At 60.0% G+C, this 19,111-nt stretch carries 20 protein-coding genes; 11 read left to right on the top strand and 9 right to left on the bottom strand.

Features of this window, described 5'->3' with window-relative positions; translation table 11 throughout:
* The first annotated feature begins 105 nt into the window (after positions 1-105).
* Together AC13Q5_RS28520 and AC13Q5_RS28515 are read left to right on the top strand one after the other, a co-directional pair.
* Entirely contained in the window at positions 106-1,734 is a 1,629-nt protein-coding gene (locus tag AC13Q5_RS28520) for a thiamine pyrophosphate-binding protein (protein WP_488503959.1), read from the top strand.
* A 241-nt stretch (positions 1,735-1,975) separates the two neighbouring features.
* On the top strand, positions 1,976-2,416 hold the full coding sequence (locus AC13Q5_RS28515; protein ID WP_075854956.1) for a Fur family transcriptional regulator: 441 nt from the start codon (positions 1,976-1,978) through the stop codon (positions 2,414-2,416).
* A gap of 81 nt (positions 2,417-2,497) precedes the next feature.
* On the opposite strand, the gene AC13Q5_RS28510 is transcribed toward AC13Q5_RS28515, so the two are convergent.
* From AC13Q5_RS28510 to AC13Q5_RS28495, 4 genes are read right to left on the bottom strand one after another with little or no spacing between them, the layout of a single operon-like run.
* The gene (locus AC13Q5_RS28510) at positions 2,498-3,343 is read right to left on the bottom strand and encodes a metal ABC transporter permease (RefSeq protein WP_488503958.1); all 846 of its coding nucleotides are present in this window, start codon (positions 3,341-3,343) and stop codon (positions 2,498-2,500) included.
* Positions 3,340-4,200 (bottom strand): iron/manganese ABC transporter permease subunit SitC, encoded by an 861-nt coding sequence (sitC, locus tag AC13Q5_RS28505; protein WP_488503957.1) that lies wholly within the window; start codon positions 4,198-4,200, stop codon positions 3,340-3,342. Before sitC ends, AC13Q5_RS28510 begins: the two co-directional genes overlap by 4 nt.
* Complete coding sequence (locus tag AC13Q5_RS28500; RefSeq protein ID WP_488503956.1) at positions 4,197-5,102, bottom strand: manganese/iron ABC transporter ATP-binding protein; 906 nt, start codon at positions 5,100-5,102, stop codon at positions 4,197-4,199. Before AC13Q5_RS28500 ends, sitC begins: the two co-directional genes overlap by 4 nt.
* Positions 5,099-6,019, bottom strand: coding sequence for a metal ABC transporter substrate-binding protein (locus AC13Q5_RS28495; protein ID WP_488503955.1), 921 nt, complete (start codon positions 6,017-6,019; stop codon positions 5,099-5,101). Before AC13Q5_RS28495 ends, AC13Q5_RS28500 begins: the two co-directional genes overlap by 4 nt.
* A 174-nt stretch (positions 6,020-6,193) precedes the next feature.
* Between AC13Q5_RS28495 and AC13Q5_RS28490 the strand changes: the two genes are divergently transcribed.
* Positions 6,194-7,498 (top strand): Nramp family divalent metal transporter, encoded by a 1,305-nt coding sequence (locus tag AC13Q5_RS28490; protein ID WP_488503954.1) that lies wholly within the window; start codon positions 6,194-6,196, stop codon positions 7,496-7,498.
* Between the two features lie 143 nt (positions 7,499-7,641).
* On the opposite strand, the gene AC13Q5_RS28485 is transcribed toward AC13Q5_RS28490, so the two are convergent.
* Entirely contained in the window at positions 7,642-7,926 is a 285-nt protein-coding gene (locus AC13Q5_RS28485; RefSeq protein ID WP_075854950.1) for an acyl carrier protein, read from the bottom strand.
* Between the two features lie 96 nt (positions 7,927-8,022).
* Here AC13Q5_RS28485 and AC13Q5_RS28480 point away from each other — a divergent pair, with 96 nt between their 5' ends.
* Together AC13Q5_RS28480 and AC13Q5_RS28475 are read left to right on the top strand one after the other, a co-directional pair.
* Positions 8,023-9,237, top strand: coding sequence for a beta-ketoacyl-[acyl-carrier-protein] synthase family protein (locus tag AC13Q5_RS28480; protein ID WP_488503953.1), 1,215 nt, complete (start codon positions 8,023-8,025; stop codon positions 9,235-9,237).
* A gap of 118 nt (positions 9,238-9,355) precedes the next feature.
* Positions 9,356-9,997, top strand: coding sequence for a Pr6Pr family membrane protein (locus tag AC13Q5_RS28475; protein ID WP_488503952.1), 642 nt, complete (start codon positions 9,356-9,358; stop codon positions 9,995-9,997).
* 77 nt (positions 9,998-10,074) lie between these two features.
* Here AC13Q5_RS28475 and AC13Q5_RS28470 read toward each other — a convergent pair whose 3' ends face one another.
* Positions 10,075-11,298: an MFS transporter gene (locus AC13Q5_RS28470; protein ID WP_488503951.1), complete on the bottom strand. Its 1,224-nt coding sequence runs from the start codon at positions 11,296-11,298 to the stop codon at positions 10,075-10,077.
* Between the two features lie 135 nt (positions 11,299-11,433).
* Here AC13Q5_RS28470 and AC13Q5_RS28465 point away from each other — a divergent pair, with 135 nt between their 5' ends.
* Complete coding sequence (locus AC13Q5_RS28465; protein WP_075854946.1) at positions 11,434-12,027, top strand: TetR/AcrR family transcriptional regulator; 594 nt, start codon at positions 11,434-11,436, stop codon at positions 12,025-12,027.
* 61 nt (positions 12,028-12,088) lie between these two features.
* Here AC13Q5_RS28465 and AC13Q5_RS28460 read toward each other — a convergent pair whose 3' ends face one another.
* Positions 12,089-12,739, bottom strand: coding sequence for a glutathione S-transferase family protein (locus tag AC13Q5_RS28460; protein WP_488503950.1), 651 nt, complete (start codon positions 12,737-12,739; stop codon positions 12,089-12,091).
* 142 nt (positions 12,740-12,881) lie between these two features.
* Entirely contained in the window at positions 12,882-13,805 is a 924-nt protein-coding gene (locus AC13Q5_RS28455; protein WP_488504075.1) for a LysR family transcriptional regulator, read from the bottom strand.
* 131 nt (positions 13,806-13,936) lie between these two features.
* On the opposite strand from AC13Q5_RS28455, the gene AC13Q5_RS28450 reads away from it, so the two are divergent.
* Entirely contained in the window at positions 13,937-14,647 is a 711-nt protein-coding gene (locus AC13Q5_RS28450; protein ID WP_457882098.1) for an SDR family NAD(P)-dependent oxidoreductase, read from the top strand.
* 178 nt (positions 14,648-14,825) lie between these two features.
* Positions 14,826-15,092: a WGR domain-containing protein gene (locus AC13Q5_RS28445; RefSeq protein WP_488503949.1), complete on the top strand. Its 267-nt coding sequence runs from the start codon at positions 14,826-14,828 to the stop codon at positions 15,090-15,092.
* 59 nt (positions 15,093-15,151) lie between these two features.
* Here the strand turns inward: AC13Q5_RS28445 and AC13Q5_RS28440 are convergent, their stop codons facing one another.
* On the bottom strand, positions 15,152-15,355 hold the full coding sequence (locus AC13Q5_RS28440; RefSeq protein WP_047631453.1) for a cold-shock protein: 204 nt from the start codon (positions 15,353-15,355) through the stop codon (positions 15,152-15,154).
* A gap of 314 nt (positions 15,356-15,669) precedes the next feature.
* Here AC13Q5_RS28440 and AC13Q5_RS28435 point away from each other — a divergent pair, with 314 nt between their 5' ends.
* From AC13Q5_RS28435 to AC13Q5_RS28425, 3 genes are read left to right on the top strand one after another with little or no spacing between them, the layout of a single operon-like run.
* A complete protein-coding gene (locus AC13Q5_RS28435) occupies positions 15,670-15,882 on the top strand; it encodes a hypothetical protein (protein ID WP_488503948.1) in 213 nt (70 codons plus the stop codon).
* Positions 15,879-17,537, top strand: a complete 1,659-nt coding sequence (locus AC13Q5_RS28430) for an acetolactate synthase large subunit (protein WP_488503947.1) — start codon at positions 15,879-15,881, stop codon at positions 17,535-17,537. Before AC13Q5_RS28435 ends, AC13Q5_RS28430 begins: the two co-directional genes overlap by 4 nt.
* The gene (locus tag AC13Q5_RS28425) at positions 17,527-18,918 is read left to right on the top strand and encodes an aldehyde dehydrogenase family protein (protein WP_075854942.1); all 1,392 of its coding nucleotides are present in this window, start codon (positions 17,527-17,529) and stop codon (positions 18,916-18,918) included. Before AC13Q5_RS28430 ends, AC13Q5_RS28425 begins: the two co-directional genes overlap by 11 nt.
* The last annotated feature ends 193 nt before the right edge of the window (positions 18,919-19,111 follow it).

Below are 19,111 nucleotides of genomic sequence, written 5' to 3'. Positions count from 1 at the left end.
GCGCAGACAGGTTCTCTATCTCGAACTTGCGCACCCCTTGCACGCCCTTGCTGATATTCTGAGCGTCAACGATTTGAGGCGCCGCAGGAGGGGAAAATACTCAAGATGACCGAGAATGCCATTTATGTTTACCAGTCGATTGCGCGCGCGGTTTGCGATCATGATGTCAGCACGATGTTCGGTCTCATGGGGGATGCCAACCTTTTCATGATCGACCACTATGTGCGCGGATGCGGCGGCCGCTTCGTGCCGGCGGCCCATGAAGGGAGCTCGGTCCTGATGGCGCTCGCCTATGCCCATGTCTCCGGAAAGGTGGGTGTCGCGAGCGTGACCCACGGTCCGGCATTGACCAATTGCGTCACTGCGCTCACCGAAGGTGCCCGTGGCTCCATCCCCATGGTGCTTCTGGCGGGCGACACGCCGGTCGTCAACCCGCACCATCTTCAGAGCATCGACCAGCGCGAGGTCGTCAAGGCCACCGGCGCCGGTTTCGAGCAGATGCGCTCGCCGGAAACCGCAACCTGGGACGTTGCCCGCGCTTTCTATCGCGCCCGGGTCGAGCGGCGTCCGATCGTCTTGAACATGCCAGCTGATTTCATGTGGTGTGAACAGGCGCACGAGCGGGCTGTGTTCGAAGTCTTCGATGCTCCCGGCTATGTGCCAGAGGGCGACGCGCTCGACAGGGCCATCGGCATGATCGCCTCGGCAAAACGGCCGCTCATCCTCGCAGGCGGCGGAGCTTGCGATGCGCGCGATCAGCTCATCCGCCTGGCGGACCGACTGGAAGCGCCGCTTGCGACGACCTTGAAAGCCAAGGGGCTCTTCGGCGGCCATCCCTATAATATGGATATTTTCGGTACGCTCAGCACACCTGCCGCCTATGACCTGATTGCCAAGGCGGATTGCCTGATCTGTTTCGGAGCGGGATTGCATGATTTCACGACTGATAGGAGCAAGCTCCTGAGGGGCAAGCGCGTCGTCCAGATCGATATGGATGCACGCGCCATCGGCAAGAACATTCATCCGGATGCGGCTCTGGTGGCCGATGCGGGCCTGACGGCAGACAATTTTGTCCATTGGCTGGACGTGGCGGAAATTCCGCCGAGCGGCTTCACGCGTGAATTGGATGTCCCTTCGCTGACCACCCATCCGCGTGATCAGCGCGGCAAGACGAATGCGGGATATGTGAACTACATCTGGGCGCTCGAGGAGCTGGAAAAGGCCCTGCCGAAGAACCGAGTGCTCGTGACCGACGGCGGGCGTTTCATGACCGAGGTCTGGTGCCGGATTTCCGTCAGCGACCCGCGCAGTTTCGTCGTGACGGCAAATTTCGGCTCGATCGGTCTTGGATTGCAGGAAGCGATCGGCGCAAGCGTCGCCGCGCCTGATCGGCCGGTGGCGCTTTTCACCGGGGATGGCGGCTTCATGATGAGCGGCGTCAACGAGTTCAACACTGCCGTACGTCTCGGTCAGGACCTGATCGTCATCGTCTGCAACGATTCGGCCTACGGAGCCGAACATATCCAGTTTCGCGATCGGAAGATGGATCCGGGTCTCACCCAGTTCAACTGGCCCTCATTTGCCGATGTCGCGACCGCGCTCGGCGGACATGGCGTCGCGGTCAGCTCGGCTGATGAGCTTGAAGGCGCTCTTGACGCCATCAGGAACCGCAACCGCCCTGTCCTGATCGAGCTGCGCCTCGATCCCAACGACGTGCCGCGAATGCGCATATGACGATCTTTTCAAGGTTGCGAGAGGCTAATCGCCTTCAAGGGGGAGGGTTGTGATATCAGCGCGGCGATCCCGCGAAGAGCTGTCGTGTGTGCCCCGGGGATAATTGAGACGTCTTCGCCGGATCGTTGCGACGCGGTGACGATGACTGTAAAGCAGATGAGGTTGCGCCTAGGCTTGGCGTGGAATATCGCCGCAGAATCACGATAATTGCGGCATGCCGAGGATATTTGGGTTCTGATCCATGGATGAAAAAAAAGATATTGTCGGGCTTTGCAAGGAGAAGGGGCTGCGCCTGACCGCTCCGAGGCAGGCGATAGCCAAGGTTTTGTCCGAGGCGTCGGATCATCCCGACGCGCTGGAAATTCATCGCCGCGTCACCGCAATCGATCCCGGCATCGCCATCGCCACTGTCTACCGGACGCTGAGCATCCTTGAGGATAACGGCATTCTCGAGCGCCATTCCTTTGGAAATGGCCCCGCACGCTTCGAAACTGCCGATCAGGAGCATCACGACCATCTGATCAACATGGAAACCGGCACGATTATCGAATTCCGGTCCGATGAAATCGAGCGGCTTCAGGAAGAGATCGCACGAAAGCATGGTTTCGAGATCGTCGGGCACAAGCTCGAAATCTACGTCAAACCCTTGAAGAGAACGCGCGGCCCAAAAAAAGCGGGATGATTAGGCCCGTTTTGGACCCGCCGGTCCACAACGCATAGCGTTCTCGGGGCGGCATCGTACCGCTCCCTTCCTGCGGAGGATCTAGCTGACGTCGGTTGCATCGGTCGATGCCGCCTTGCGGGTGGCGCGAGCGAAGGCAAAGACAAAGGCCATGGCAAGCAGGAGCACGATGGTCGGCGCCGGCGCGCTGTCCATGAAGAAGGACAGGTAGACGCCGGCAAAGGAGCCGATCACGGCGATCGCCATCGCCAGAACGAGCATCGTGCTGAACCTGCGGGCAAGCAGAAAGGCGATGGCTCCCGGAGCGATCAGCATGGCAACCGCAAGGATGAGGCCGACCGCCTGCAAGGCGCCGACAATGGTCAGCGAGATCAGCCCCAGCAATCCGTAATGCAGCAGCTTCACCCGCAGGCCGATGGCGCGCGCCTGGGCCGGATCGAACGCGTGCAGGAGGAAATCCTTCCACTTGATGCCGATGATTGCAGCCGTGACCGCCGCGATGACGGCTGCCATTCCGATATCGTGCCAGGAAACGCCGAGCATGTCGCCAAACAGGATGTGATCGAGATGCACCTCGGAGCGGATTTTGACATAGAGGACGAGACCGAGGCCGAACATGCCGGAGAAGACGACGCCCATCACCGTATCCTGCTTGATGCGGCTGTTGTCCTTCAAAAAGCCGGTCGCGATGGCGCAGAACATGCCGGCAGCGAATGCGCCGACGGCAAGAGGAAAGCCGGCTATATAGGCGACGACCACGCCGGGAAAGACGGCATGACTGATCGCGTCGCCCATCAGCGACCAGCCCTTCAGCACCAGGAAGCAGGAAAGAAGCGCCATCGGCACGGCAACGAGCATTGAGATCGCCAGCGCATTGACCATGAAGTCGAACTGCATGGGGGAAAGGATGGTGTCGATCAAGCTCATCGTCCATCCTCCAGCGCCTGCATCGCCCGCCGGCGGGCGGCCAGCATTCCGTGCTTGGGCGCGAAGAAGAATGCGATCAGGAAGATCGCCGTTTGCAAGACGACGATGATGCCGCCGGTCGCGCCATCGAGGAAGTAGCTAGCATAGGCGCCGACGAAGCTTGTCAGCGAACCAATGACGACGGCGATCACCAATAGCTTCGGGAAGCGATCGGTCAGCAGATAGGCCGTCGCGCCCGGCGTTACCACCATGCAGATCACGAGGAAGGCACCGACCGTCTGAAGGGCTGCGACCGTCGAGGCCGAGAGCAGCGTGAAGAACATCAGCTTCAGTGCGGTCGGATTGAGCCCGATGGAGCGCGCATGGCTCTCGTCAAAGAAGGTCACCATCAGGTCTCTCCACTTGACCAGCAGGATGGCGAGCGAGACGAAGCCGATGATCGCAAGCTGCAATGTGTCTCCCGGCGTAATGGCGAGCACATTGCCGAGAACGATCGTCTGTATGTTCACCGCCATTGGCTTCAGAGACACCATGAACAGGCCAAGCGCGAAGAAGGAAGAGAAGGTCAGGCCGATGATCGCATCCTCCCGCAGCCTGGTTCGCTGGTTGAGAAAGAGCATCGCGCCGGCTGCTAAGCCGCCCGAGAAGAAGGCGCCGAGAGAGAAGGGGAGCCCGAGCATGTAAGCCCCCGCGACCCCCGGTACGATTGCGTGCGAAAGTGCGTCGCCGATAAGCGACCAGCCCTTGAGCATGAGATAGCAGGACAGAAATGCGCAGACGCCGCCGACAAGAGCGGAGACCCACATGGCGTTCAACATGTACTCGTAGGCAAAGGGTTCGAGCATGCCGGCCGTCATTCCCGATCTCCTCCATCGACTTCCGCTCGTCGATCGACAGTCTTTCCGCCCTCGAGGATCAGCGGGCGCTCGTCGTCGCCGAGCACGCGGACCGCAGCCTTCCCGCCATCGGGTGGCCGATTCAGCACGAAATGACGCAGCACGCCTCCGAAGGCTTTCTCCAGATTCTCCTGCGTGAACGTGTCGGCGGTCGGCCCATGGGCGAGAACCGTGCCCTTGATGAGAATGGTCCGGTCGCAGAACTCCGGCACGGAGCCGAGATTGTGGGTCGATACCAGCATCACGCGGCCCTCATCTCGCAACTCGCGGAGAAGCTTGATGATCTGCTCCTCGGTCTTGACGTCGACGCCGGTGAACGGTTCATCCAGAAGGATCACCCGGCTGTCCTGCGCCAGCGCTCGCGCGAGGAAGACCCGCTTCTTCTGCCCGCCGGAGAGCTCGCCGATCTGGCGCTTGCGAAATTCGCCCATGTTGACGCGGGCAAGCGCGGCGGCGACGGCCTCGTGATCGGCCGCTTTCGCGATGCGCATCATGCCCATATGGCCATAGCGCCCCATCATCACGACATCCTCGACCAGAACCGGAAAATTCCAGTCGACCTCCTCGGCCTGCGGCACATAAGCGACAAAGTTTCTGCGCAGGGCGTCCTTGATCGGCATGCCGAGCACGCGGATTTCGCCTTTTGCGAGCCGGACAAAGCCCATGATGGCCTTGAACAGGGTGGATTTGCCCGAGCCGTTCACCCCGACCAGCGCAGCGATCGTTCCCTTCGGAATGCAAAAGCTGGCGTTCCTGAGCGCTGTGTGGCCGTTGCGATAGGTGACGGCGGCATTCCTGACCGCAATGCCCGAACCCGCATCTTCGGATGCGGGCGTGTCAAGGCGACTGAAGGAGTGGCTCATTGCGGCAGCCCCTCAGTCAGTCCCCTGGCGAGTGTCCCGGAAGTCACCCGCAGAAGGTCGAGATAGGTCGGCACCGGCCCGTCGGTTTCGCTCAGCGAATCGACGTAAAGCACGCCGCCATAATGAGCGCCTGTTTCGCGGGCGACCTGGCGGGCCGGCTTGTCCGAAACCGTGCTTTCGCTGAAGACGGTAGGAATCCGGTTTTTTCTGACGGTATCGACGACCTTGCGCACCTGCTGCGGCGTACCCTGCTGGTCGGCATTGATCGGCCAGAGATAGAGCTCCTTCAGGCCGAAATCGCGGGCGAGATAGGAAAATGCGCCTTCGCTCGAGACCAGCCAGCGCTTGTCCTGCGGGATCTTGTCGAGCGTTTCGCGGATCGGAGCGACCGTTGCCTTGATCTTTTCCTTATAGGCTTCGGCATTGGCCTTGTAGGTGTTTGCGTTCTCCGGGTCGTACTTGACGAAGGCATCGCGGATATTGTCGACATAGACAATTGCGTTTTCGGGCGACATCCAGGCATGCGGATTGGGCTTGCCCTCATAGGGGCCTTCCGTAATGCCCATCGGCTCTATGCCGGTCGAGACGACGACGTCCGGGACATCCTTGAGGTTCCGGTAGAACTTCTGGAACCATAGCTCCAGATTGAGGCCATTCGAGAAAATGAGCCTTGCCCCCTGCGCCCGCTGAATATCGCCCGGCGTCGGCTGGTATTCGTGGATCTCCGCACCCGGTTTGGTGATGGATTCGACAATCGCGGCATCGCCCGCAACATTCCTTGCCATGTCGGCGATGATCGTGAAGGTCGTGACCGCCTTGAATTTTTCTTGAGCCGCGACCGGGGCCGCTGCCAGTGCGACGGCAAATGCTGTGCCCGCGATTCCGGCCAGGACGGACCGTCTCACCTTGTCGAACATGCCTACCTCCTTATCAATATTGAGACTTAATTGCATCTAGGGGCGGCTTTGTTCTTTTTGCAAATGATAGTGATTTGCAAAAATGGTTGACGGCCGCCCGATTTCCCATATCGTGCAATTAAGAATGAGTTGCAAGTAGAAATCAGCGACAGACCCCCAGGCTGGAGAAATGCGATGACGGAAATAGTGAGGCAGCCGACATTGTCGGAGCGGACCGATGAGCAGATCCGAGAGGTGCTTGCCGGACGGCGGCGAGGTGTCCGTGCGATGTTGCTCTTTGCCGGCCCCGCCTTGATCACCTCCATCGCCTACATGGATCCCGGCAACTTCGCGACGAACATCCAGGCCGGCTCCAGCTATGGTTATTCGTTGCTATGGGTGGTGCTGATGGCGAATTTGATCGCCATGCTGTTCCAGGCGCTGTCCGCCAAGCTTGGCATCGTCACCGGCCGCAATCTCGCCGAGATATGCCATGATCAGTTTTCGATGCCGGTTCGCATCGCGATGTGGATCGTCAGCGAGGTCGCGGCCATGGCGACCGATCTGGCCGAGTTCCTTGGCGGCGCCATCGGGCTATCGCTGCTTTTCCAGATGCCTCTTCTGGCGGGGATGACGGTGACCGCCATCGTCACCTATGGCGTCCTCCTGTTCGAGGGCCGTGGTTTCCGGCCGATGGAGCTCATCATTGGCGCGCTGGTGGCCGTCATCGGCCTCTGCTACGTGATCGAGATGTTCATCGCGCCGGTCGCCTGGGGGCAGGTCGGCATGGGGCTGATAACCCCATCCATGCCTGACATGACCGCGCTGACGATCTCCGTCGGCATCATCGGCGCGACGGTCATGCCGCATGCCGTCTATCTGCATTCCGGTCTCACGCAGCATCGCGCGCCGGCGCGCAACGATTTCGAGCGGCGCAAGCTGGTCCGCTTTTCGAATTGGGAATGCATCATCGCGCTGGCTGTGGCCGGTGCCGTCAATATCGCCATGGTGGTCATGGCGTCCGCTGCCTTTCATGCCGGCCATCCGGAGGTTGCCGAGATCGAGACCGCCTATCACATGCTGACGCCGCTTCTGGGTGGTGCCGCAGCCGCCGTCTTCCTCGTGTCGCTGATGGCGTCCGGCATTTCGTCGTCGGCCGTTGGCACGATGGCCGGCCAGATGATCATGCAGGGCTTCGTCGGCTTCCGCATCCCGATCTGGGTGCGTCGTCTCGTGACGATGCTGCCGGCCTTCGTGGTCGTCCTCTTCGGGGTCAATACGACCGACGCCCTGCTTTACAGCCAGGTCATCTTGTCCTTCGCGCTGCCGGTTCCAATGATCGCGCTGGTCATGTTCACGCGCAGCCGCGCCATCATGGGGGACTTCGCAAACGGCCGGCTGATCGATATCGCCGCGATCGTCGGCACGATCGTCATCCTGTGCCTCAATGTGGTCCTGCTTCTCCAGACCTTCGGGATTCCGATCCCCGGGCTCGGCTGAGACAGGGCCGCCGTGTCTGGCCTCATAGAGAAGGCCAGCTCGAAAAACATCACGTCATTCGGCAGGAAGGGCGGCGGGCCGACAGCTCGCCGCTCGATGACGGCATGCATCGATCAGCGTCGCGTCAGAGCCGAAGGATTTCTTCAGCCGTTCGATGCTTGCTTTTGATTTGCCGCAATCGCGTATTCTTCTGCGAGACGATAGATGTCTCCAATACAGTCGATCTTGCCGCGGAGTTCGGTGGGGCTGGCGGGGATTTCAAGGCCTGTCTTATCTTCAATGAGATACAGAATTTCGATGAAATCGAACGAGTCGACGTTGAATTCTTCCAGCTTCCGCTCCGGCGTCAATTCAGCAGGCGGAACGCCGAGAAAATCCGCGATTAGGTCGCGCAGCTTGTCGGCGATAGGAGGGTGTGGCTCAGTCATTTATCTCTCCACAAAACTGGTTGCGGGAAGCCGGTTATTCCATCGCAAGATTAAGCTGGGCTGAAATGTCGATGTCGAGACGCTGAGGAGAATAGCATGCGCAGAGTAGCGATTACCGGAATGGGCGTCGTTGCCGGAACGGGCAATGGAGTTGAGCCATTCTGGGAGGCCGTCAAAACTGGACGGCATTGTTTCGGTCCGCTGGAAGGGTTCGACGAAAGCCGTCTCAATATCCGGCATGGCGCTGTCGCGCGTGATTTTCAACCGGACCAGCAGATCAATCGCAAGAAGCTCGGCTATCTCGATCGCTTCGCGCAATTGGCCTTGTCGGCCGCTCACGAGGCGATAGGGGATGCGGGGATCGAGTGGACCGAGACGCTCAAGCGCAATACGGGCGTCATTACCGGCTCGACGATCGGCGGGCAGGCAACCCAGGATGAAGCCTTTCTGAGGCTCTATGGCAGCACGGCGCGGCCGGTCAATCCGGTTACCATTCCAAAAGTGATGCCTTGCGCGGCGACGGTTGCGATTTCGATGGAGTTCGGCCTGACCGGCCCGTCTTTCACGCTTTCGACGGCATGCGCCTCCTCGGCGCACGCGATCGGCCAGGCTTTCTGGATGGTGCGCCAGGGCACGCTTGATCTGGCCATCGCCGGAGGGAGCGAAGCGCCTTTCAGCTTCGGCTATCTGAAGGCATGGGATGCGCTGCAGGTTGTCGATCCCGAGCCTTGCCGGCCCTTTTCCAAGGACAGGCAAGGCCTGAATCTAGGCGAGGCCGGCGCGATACTGGTGCTCGAACCTCTTGAAGCCGCCATTGCACGTGGCGCGAAGATCTATGCGGAAATCGTTGGCTTCGGCATGTCCGCCGATGCACATCATCTCACTCAACCGCAGCTGGATGGACCGGTCAGGGCGATGCAGTCGGCTCTGAAGGATGCAGCGCTTGAGCTTGCGTCCGTCGATTACATCAATGCACATGGCACCGGTACGCCGACGAACGATGCGATGGAATGCCGCGCCATCCGCACGGTTTTTGATGGCCGCGCGGATCAGATCGCGGTCAGCTCGACCAAGGCGGTCCACGGCCACACGCTTGGTGCCGCCGGAGCGCTGGAGGCTATCGCCACGGCGCTTGCCTTAAGGACCGAGACAATACCGCCGACCGCCAATTTCACCGTGGGCGATCCGGAATGCGATCTAGATGTTGTGCCCAATACGGCTCGCTCTCAGCCAATCCGCGTGGCATTGAGCAACTCCTTTGCCTTTGGCGGATTGAATGCAGTCCTCGCTTTCAAGCGGTATGACGCTTAGTCTGCCGGAAACTGGGGATTAGGTGCTACGCGACATGGCACAGCACAGGCAATCAAGTAAGTGAGCATGACATCGAGTACAAAATTGGTATCGTTTCAAAATCGATAGCAGGAACTTCATGACAGGCCTGACCCGCATCTATCGCCATCTGCTTGTCCTGCTCGCTTTGTCGGGTATCGCCGTCTCATATGTCGCCATCATACCGGGCGCGCATGTTTCGCGATTGACGATGACGATGAATTTCTTCAGCTATTTCACCATACAGTCCAATCTTCTGCTCGCCGTGACACTGCTTTGCGCTCAAATTGCGCCGCTCTCGTCGATTGGCCAGTGGGCGAACAAGCCGTCGGTGCGAAGCGCCCTTCTTCTTTACGTGGGAATCGCCGGCATCGTTTATGTTTTGATGCTAAGGGATGTTTGGCACCCTCGCGGTTGGCAGCTGCTGGGAGACCAGATACTCCATTATTGCGTTCCGCTGCTATACGCCGCGGATTGGATTTTTCTAAGTGAGCGCGGCAAGCTTTCCTGGCGCGATGCGCTCTGGTGGCTGGCTTTTCCCGCGGCCTATTCTGTTTATACGCTTGCGCATGGATATATCTCGCACTTCTACCCTTATCCGTTCCTCGATGTCCGCGATATCGGCCTTGAAGCTGTCCTGCTGAATATGGGGTTCCTGGCATCGACCCTGCTGGCTTTGGGGGGAGTGCTGACTTTTCTCGATTGGGTCGCCGCCAAGCAACGGGTCTTTCGGCGTGCATAGGCAATGTTGTTGCGAAGGCAAATTCGTCACTGACCAATACGCCGCCGCGTGGCTCTTGTTCGAACTTGGCGGTCCGCTCATTCCGCCAGTTGCGTAACGGCGGCCGGGTTGGACGCTCGTGTGCCGGAAAGGCTTGCCTGGCCGAACGCCACGACCGCGACGGTTGTGATGCTCGCGGCGACCGAAACCCAGAAGCCGTTTGCAGGTCCGAAGCTGTCCACTACCCAGCCGGAGACAAAGGCGCCAAGTGCCATGCCGATACCGATGCCGGTCATGACCCAGGTCACGCCTTCCGTCAGCATGGCCTCTGGCACGCGGCGTTCGATCAAGCCGAAGGCCGTGATGAAGGTCGGGGAAATGGCGATGCCGCTGAGGAAGACGGCGAAGGCGAGCAGGGCGACCGAGGTGCCGGCAGCAAGAAGCGGCAGGGAGGTGAGCGCAAGGACGCTGACGGCGACCAGCAGCTGGCGCTGTAGCGGCATCTTGAGGTTCAGCGCTCCAATGATGAGACCGACGACGAAGGAGCCGAGTGCATAGACGCCAATGACGATGCTTGCGGCGCCCGGTTGGCCGAGTTGCTTGGTGATGGCAACGGCACTGACTTCCGCTGTGGCGAAGGTGGCGCCGACGAAGATCAGCGCGAGCGTGATGATCTGGACCGGCCGCTGCCAGATCGCCGAATGTTGCGGGCCTTCGGAGCTGGTCGCGCGCACCTTGGGTTCCGTCGATCGCTGCATCAGGAAGGCCGCCGATCCGAGCGCAAGGAAGATGGTGCTGGCGACCATACCGGCTTCCGGGAACAGCGAGACCGCAAGCCCGACGGAAAGGGACGCGCCCAGGATATAGACAAGCTCATCGGCTGCGGACTCGAATGCGAAGGCCGTATTCAATTCGGGCCGGCCTCGGAAGATCTCCGTCCAGCGAGCGCGCACCATGGCCGGTATGCTCGGCATGACCGCCGCGAAGAAGGACGAGGCGAACAGCGTCCAGGCCGGCCAGCCCTGGCTTGCCGCAATGATGAGAATGATGAAGGCGACGACCGAGACGATGGTGGCCGGCGCGACGACCGCACGCTGGCCGAACCGGTCGACGAAGCGCGATATCTGCGGCGAGACAAAAGCGTTGGTCAGGGCGAAGGTCGCCGAAACGGCGCCGGCGAGCCAATATTCGCCACGCGTCTGCGACAGCATGGCGACGATGCCGATAGGAGCCATGGCAAGCGGAAGGCGGGCAAAGAAAGCTGCGGCCGAAAAACCCTTGGCGCCCGGTGCGCGAAAAATCTCTCTATACGGATTGGACATTGGAACATTCCCTGTATCGAACGAAATGGCCGCAGACATACGCGGCGTATGTGAATGAAATAATTGCATACGCCGCGTATGTCAACTAATATACGTAGCGTATGGGAATTAATGTGACCGATCGACGGAGACGCAATGCGCAAACCTCGCAGTGAAATGATTGCGGAGACGCGAGCCAAGCTGCTCGCCGCTGGCCGTAAGGCATTTGGTAGCGTCGGCTATGCCGAGGCATCGATGGATGACTTTACTGCGGCCGCTGGGCTGACGCGGGGAGCACTCTACCATCATTTTGGCGACAAGAAGGGATTGTTGCAGGCCGTCGTCAACGAGATCGATGCGGAAATGACCGCAAGGCTCTGTCAGATCTCGTCGAAAGCGCCCTCGCGTTGGCAGGCATTCGTTGACGAGAATGTCGGCTACGTCGAGATGGCGCTGGAGCCCGAAATCCAGCGCATCATGTTTCGTGACGGCGCCGCCGTACTTGGCGATCCCTCGGCATGGCCGAGCGCCAATGGTTGCATCGCCACGATCAGGGAGAGCCTTCTTTGCCTGCGAGAAGAGGGCATCATCGTTGATATCGACCCGGAAGCCGGCGCTCGCCTCATCAATGCGGCAAGCAGCTGTGCTGCACAATGGATAGCCAATTCGGACGATCCCGAGACGACCTCGAAACGGGTAGTTGGCGCATTTCGGACCTTCCTTGAAGGCTTGCGCATCGAGAAGGATTGATTGCCTCGAGGCTTGTGATCGCGACTATATTTCCTCGCGGCAGGCAGTGGATGGAACCTTGTCAGCCGCCCGATGCGGCAGTGAAGACCGCAAGCTGAGCATCGAAAGCCCGTCTGTATGCCGGCCGGGCTTCGCCGCGGGCGACATAGGCGGAAAGGTTCTGATATTCCTGCAATATGCCCGAGTCTTTCAGTCTGAGCAGAACCGATATCATCAGAAGATCGCCGGCACTGAACGCGTCCTCGAGCCAGTCGGCGCTGCCCAGGTATTCGGAAAGTTCGTTGAGCCGCTGGCGGATGCGTTCGTCGGCCATGGACAGGCGCTGCTCATACCAGGTCTGATCGCGTTCCTGGAATCTTGCGTTTGCGCGGTCGATGATCGGCGGCTCCACCGTGGAGAGAGCAGCAAACATCCATGTGATCGCCCGCGCCCGCGCCTTGGCATCGTCGGGCAGGAGGCCGGAATAGCGCTCTGCGATATGAAATATGATCGACCCCGATTCGAATAGGGCGAGGCCGTCCTCTTCGTAGGTTGGGATCTGCCCGAAGGGATGAAGGGCGAGATGCGCGGGCTCCTTCATCGCCTTGAAGGAGAGGAGACGCACTTCATAAGGCTTGCCGACTTCTTCGAGCGCCCAGCGAACGCGCATGTCGCGCGCCAGACCCCTGCCGCGGTCCGGCGATTTTTCAAAGGCGGTGATCGTTATCGTCATTGCTGCTCTCCATGGCTCGTCTGCCTTAAAGACGATTGGCTGAACGAGATTCCGACACTCCATTTTCAAGATACTTTCCGCAGCCGAGCGCGACGCGGGCGAATGCTCCTCATTTTGCAGTTCAACCGTCTGCTGGATCAATTCATGGATAGGCCGCGCGGCAGACGCGCGTGATGATATTGCGCAGCCATCTATGGGCAGGGTCGGCGTCGACGCGCGGATGCCATATGGTGGCAATGAGTATTTCCGGCGTTTCGAACGGCAATTCGAAGCTTCGGATACCAAGCTCGGCCACCGGTTCGTTCAGCTTGCTCTTGCCGAGGCAGGAGAGGGGGACGGCCGCGATGAAATCCGTCGAAGCTGCAATTCTCATTGCATCCGGAAACCCAGGCACCACAACGCGGATTTCCCGCTTCAGACCTTTTCTTTCCAGAGCCTCGTCGACCACTTCGGCAAATTCTCCTCTTCTGGAAGCAGCGATGTGGCCGCAGGCTGCATAGCGCTTTGCCGTTATCGCCCCGCCCGTCAGCAGAGGATGGCCTTCTCGTGCCACTCCAATCAGCCGATCGCGAAGCAGAAGTCGCGTGCGCAGCTCTGGCGCAGGCACGCCTAAGACGCCGATTTCCAGATCGATCAGTCCTTCCCGCAGCATATGCGGTTCCTTGTCCCGCTTGAGCACGAAGCGGATGTGAACGCGGGGCGCCGCTTGCGTGATGGCCGCGACGAGGGGCGCCGACAGAAGCTCGAGAAAGGCTTCGCTCACGCGAATCGAAAACGTGGCGTCCAATGTGGTAACATCGAGCTCGCCGGCCGCAGGCCGAAGAATGGCCCGCGCATCCTGCGTGACGGCGTGAACGCGATCCCTGAGTGTTTCGGCAAGTCGCGTCGGCACGAGGGATCTGCCTGCCCTGACGAGCAATGGATCACCCGTCACGGCGCGCAGCCGCGACAGCGTGCGGCTCATGGCGGAAGGGCTCAAGCCAAGACGCTTCGCCGCTTCCGTCACGCTCCCCTCGGCAAGCAGGACATCAAGGGCGACGAGAAGATTGAGGTCTATGTCTTCCATGACAATTGGGTAGACCAGATCGATCGACATGCCTAGCGTCTGGCGCAACTATTCTTTGCATCCTGTGCGCCTGGAGAAATCCAGGCCGAGCTTTCATATTGGGCTCACAGCAAACAAAGGAGGCGTGCCCCATGCCGTCATCATCATCGTCCGTCGGCAGCATCTTGATCATTGGTGCATCGCGCGGGCTTGGCCACGCCATGGCCGAAGAATTCTTCAAGAAGGGCTGGTCCGTTGTCGGCACGGTGCGCGCGTCGGCATCGAGGACCAAACTGCATGATCTGGCCGACCGTTCCGACGGCCGAGTCACCCTGGAGACGCTCGATATCAACGAGCCGGCGCAGCTTGCCTCGCTGCGCGAGCGTCTCGACGGTCGCGTCTTCGATATGCTGTTCGTCAATGCCGGGACGACGAATGTTCCGACCGAGACGATCGGGGAGGTGACGACCGAGGAATTCGTCCGCGTCATGGTGACGAACGCTTTGAGCCCGATGCGGACAGTGGAAGGCTTGCAGGATCTGGTCTCGTCCACGGGACTGATCGGCATCATGTCGTCAGGACAGGGAAGCGTCAGCAACAATACGACGGGCATGCGGGAGGTCTATCGCGGCAGCAAGGCGGCCTTGAACACGTTTATGCGCAGCTATGCCGCACGGCACTCAGGCGATGAGCGAACATTGGTGCTCATGGCGCCTGGCTGGGTCAAGACCGATCTGGGCGGCCCCGACGGGCGGCTGACGATCGAGGAAAGCGTTCCAAACCTGGTGAACGTGCTTCTCAATCAGCGCGGCAAACAGGGTCTCGAATATCTGGACTATATGGGTCGAACGGTTCCGTGGTGACCCGCTGCCGAGGCGGGACGTAAGCCTTGAGGTATTGCTGGACCGGAGATGGCGCTCGCCCCGTCGGCTGAAGATGGTTCGGCAAATCGCCGAATACATAACGGAAATGAATCGAAGCTGGCCGACCGATTCAAAACACTCGTTGGACCGCAGTCACGCGATCGACGATTCTTCCGGCATGCTTACTCAACCTTATCAGCTCTATGTCGAACGCACCAATGCCGCGAAGAACATGGCCCGTTACTATGCGCTGGAGATATCGACGACATTGTTCGGCGACGCGTGTCTTACCCGACGATGGGGCCGCATAGGCTTCAGCGGACAGACGATGGCGCATCATTTCGAGGACGAGAGGGACGCCGTCAGGCTGTTTCTCGCGCTCACGCGGCAGAAGCGGGCAAAAGGCTACCGCCCTTGCCCTTTGCGAGGCAGGGCGCTCACATGAATTCCCATGGCGCCCGAGTTCACTACCCGAGATCTCGGGTAGTGACGTCTCCATAATGATTAAAGCGGTCTGACGTTTTCCGCCTTTGACTTGCCGGTCTTCCGGTCCTGGCCCAGATCGTAGGAGACGGATTGTCCCTCTCTGAGCACGTTGCCGTATTGCAGGGCGGAGACGTGAACGAAAACGTCAGGCCCCCCGCTTTCCGGTGTAATGAAGCCAAAGCCCTTATCGGTGTTGAAAAACTTAACCGTGCCAGTCGGCATGAAATCCCCATGTCTTTGCAGTTGATCGCGGCGGCAACCTAGCGGGCATCTGCTGTCAGATCAAGCACATCTGCTGCAGTCGTCCTAAAGAGGCTGCAATAAAAAATGCAATTCTCGGAGCCTGGACCGCTGTTTAATCCTCAAATGCCTTCGCGAAAGACGAGGGGGCGGGATCGCTGGAAGATCATTGGTAGCGGCCAGCAGGCTGGATCTGGTCTCAGCGCATGAGCGATAGCCATGCCCTCTATGACTCAACATTGGCGGCATTTATGAGTTATAGCGAGAGGGGTTTATCGGTTGCAGGATGCTTCCCCATGACTATCCCCCAAGGTATTCATCGTTCGATTGGGCATGCCGTCGCCAGGCATTCGCTGCGCTCGGGATGCACGGCACAGGCTATTCGCGGTCACTGGAATCTGATGCAAACTGTGATGGACTGGACGGCAAAAGGATCTATTCTTGAAGCCCGTCCTTCCAGTTGCGGAAGCGTCAATCAATCTGCCAACAAGCACGAGCTCCATCCATGACCAAAGGCTCCGATCTCCTGGTGGCCGCACTCGAAAACGAGGGTGTCGACCGTATCTTCGGGATTCCAGGCGAAGAAAATCTCGACGTCGTCGAGTCTATCCGCAAATCGTCGATCCAGCTGGTGCTGACCAGGCATGAGCAGGCGGCTGCGTTCATGGCCGCAACCTACGGCCGCCTGACGGGCAAGCCGGGCGTCTGCCTGACGACGCTCGGACCGGGTGCCTTGAACCTTTCGACGGGCGCGGCATATGCGCTGCTCGGCGCCATGCCGATGGTGATGATCACCGGCCAGAAAGGCATACTTTCGTCCCGGCAGGCCCGCTTCCAGGTGGTCGACGTGGTGGCGTCGATGAAGCCGCTCACCAAGCTTGCCAGGCAGATCGTCTCGCCGCAGATGATCCCGACGATGGTCAGAGAGGCATTCCGGATCGCACAGGAGGAACGGCCGGGGCCGGTCCATCTCGAGCTTCCGGAGGACATCGCCGCCGAGGAATGCGAACCGGTCGCCTTGATCGCCCCGCATCAGCTGGAGCTGCCGATCGCCAGTGACGCGGCGCTCGATCGCGCAGCTGCGCTCATCATCGCGGCGAAACGCCCGTTGCTGATGCTAGGCGCCGCAGCCTCGCGCCCCCGTTCGACATCGGACATCGCACAATTCGTCATCCGCACCGGTATACCGTTCTTCACGACCCAGATGGGCAAGGGAACGGTCCCAGGCGGAACCGAGCTCTACATGGGCACTGCCGCATTATCGGAGCGAGACTATGTCCATGAGGCGATCGAGCAGGCCGATCTTATCATCACCATCGGTCATGACACGATCGAGAAGCCGCCCTTCATCATGGGCAAGGGCGGTCCAAATGTGGTCCATGTCGGATATCAGCCGGCGACCGTCGAGCAGGTCTATTTCCCGCAATCGGAAGTCATCGGCGACATCGGCCCATCGTTGAAGGCGCTGGCGGATCGGCTCGAAGGCAAGCTGCCGAATGCGCAGGCCCTTTTGCATCTGCGAGAACGCATCCTCGAGCGCATCGCGGATCGAGCCACGGAAGATCGCTTCACGCCCCAGCGGCTGGTCCATGACATCCGTGAGATCATGCCGCATGACGGCATCCTGGCGCTGGACAACGGCATGTACAAGATCTGGTTTGCACGGAACTATCGGACGCGCATGGCGAACACCCTGCTGCTCGACAACGCCCTTGCAACGATGGGCGCCGGCCTCCCATCGGCCATGGTCGCCTCGATGCTCTATCCGGAACGGCGTGTCATGGCGGTCTGCGGGGATGGCGGCTTCATGATGAATTCCCAGGAGATCGAGACGGCCGTACGGCTGAAGCTCAACCTCGTCATTCTTGTGATCGAGGACGATGCCTATGGCATGATTCGCTGGAAACAGGCGGTGGATGAATTCCCGGACTTCGGAATGACGTTCGGCAACCCGGATTTCGTGAAATATGCACAATCCTATGGTGCCATGGGAACGAGGGTCGACGATATCAGCCAGTTCAAGCAAGCGCTCGAAAATGCCTTTGCCGGCGGTGGTGTTCATCTGGTGAACGTCCCCGTCGACTATTCGGAAAACGAACGTGTGCTGGTGAAGGAATTGCGCGAGCGGCTTCCCGCCATTCTGGAGGATCAAGATGACGCCTAACCTGAAGGTCTATCAGGCATTCGATCGCGAGCTGATTGCGGAAATCCCGACCGATGATGCCGCCTCTCTCGAGCACAAGCTCGACGTCGCCGCGAAAGCTTATGCCGATCGTGACGGCTGGTTGCCGGCGTATCGCAGGATGGCGATCCTCAGAAGAGTGTCCGAGCTCCTTGCGGAGAACCGCGATCGCTTTGCCCTCATGATCGCCCGCGAGGGCGGCAAGCCGCTGACGGATGCCATCATCGAGGTCACGCGCGGGATCGACGGTCTCGTCAATGCGGCGGACGAACTGCGCAATTTTGGCGGCAAGGAAATCCCGATGGGCCTGACAGCGGCCAGCGCCAACCGGTGGGCCTTCACCACCAAGGAGCCGATCGGCGTCGTGGCGGCAATATCGGCGTTCAACCACCCCCTCAATCTCATCATCCACCAGATTGCGCCGGCCGTGGCTGTCGGCTGCCCGGTCATCGTCAAGCCGGCCGCGACCACGCCGATCTCCTGCATCGAGATCGTCAAGCTGTTTTGGGAGGCGGGACTGGACGAACGCTGGTGCCAGACCTTTATCACCGAGGACAATGCGCTTGCCGAGAGCTTTGCCACAGATCAGCGTGTCGCTTTCCTGAGCTTCATCGGCTCGGCGAAAGTTGGCTGGTATCTAAAGAGCAAGCTGCCGCCAGGAACGCGATGCGCGCTGGAACACGGCGGAGCGGCTCCCGTCATCGTCGACCGCAGCGCAAAGGTCGACGCCATCGTCGGCACGATCGTCAAGGGCGGATATTATCACGCGGGGCAGGTCTGCGTGTCGGCGCAGCGCCTCTTCGTGCACAATGACATTCTCACAAGTTTCACGGAGGCGCTCGCCGCAAAGGTCGCAAGCCTCCGTGTCGGTGATCCCGCGCTGAAGGAGACGGAGGTCGGGCCGCTGATCCTGCCGCGCGAGACGGATCGCGTTGCAAGCTGGATCAAGGAAGCGACCGATGCCGGAGCAAGGCAATTCGGGGGAGGGCGATTGTCCGAGACCACGCTTCTGCCTTCTGTCCTGCTCGATCCGCCGGCGGACGCCAAGGTATCGCGCTTGGAGGTCTTCGGACCACTGACCTGTGTTTACGGCTATAGCGACGTTGACGAAGCGATCCGTATAGCCAACTCGCTGCCTTATGCGTTCCAGGCCAGCGTCTTTTCCTCCGACATAGCCGTCGCTCTCAAGGCCGCAAGGCATCTGGATGCGTCGGCGGTGCTTGTCAACGACCACACGGCTTTTCGAACCGACTGGATGCCTTTTGCCGGGCGGAGGCAGTCTGGGTATGGCGTCGGCGGCATTCCATGGACGATGGAAGAGATGGCCGACGACAAGATGGTGGTGTTCAACGGCGTCAGCTAGGCAGGCCCTGGCAAGCGTCATTCCGCCGACTATCCGGCGATGGTCTTGCCGCAATCGATCGAATGCTGCCTCGAGACAGCAGGATCGCGGTCAGTGTGACCGCGATCCCTGATTTTGAAGCCTGGCAATCCTTCAAGGATTGGATAAGGCTTAGAGATCAAAACTCTTCCCAGGATGCCGATGCTGCTGCGGC

It is taken from the genome of Martinezella sp. CNPSo 3964 (genome assembly GCF_057784375.1).
The sequence above is the reverse complement of the archived record's forward strand: the minus strand, read 5'-3'. Positions and strand labels throughout refer to the sequence as shown.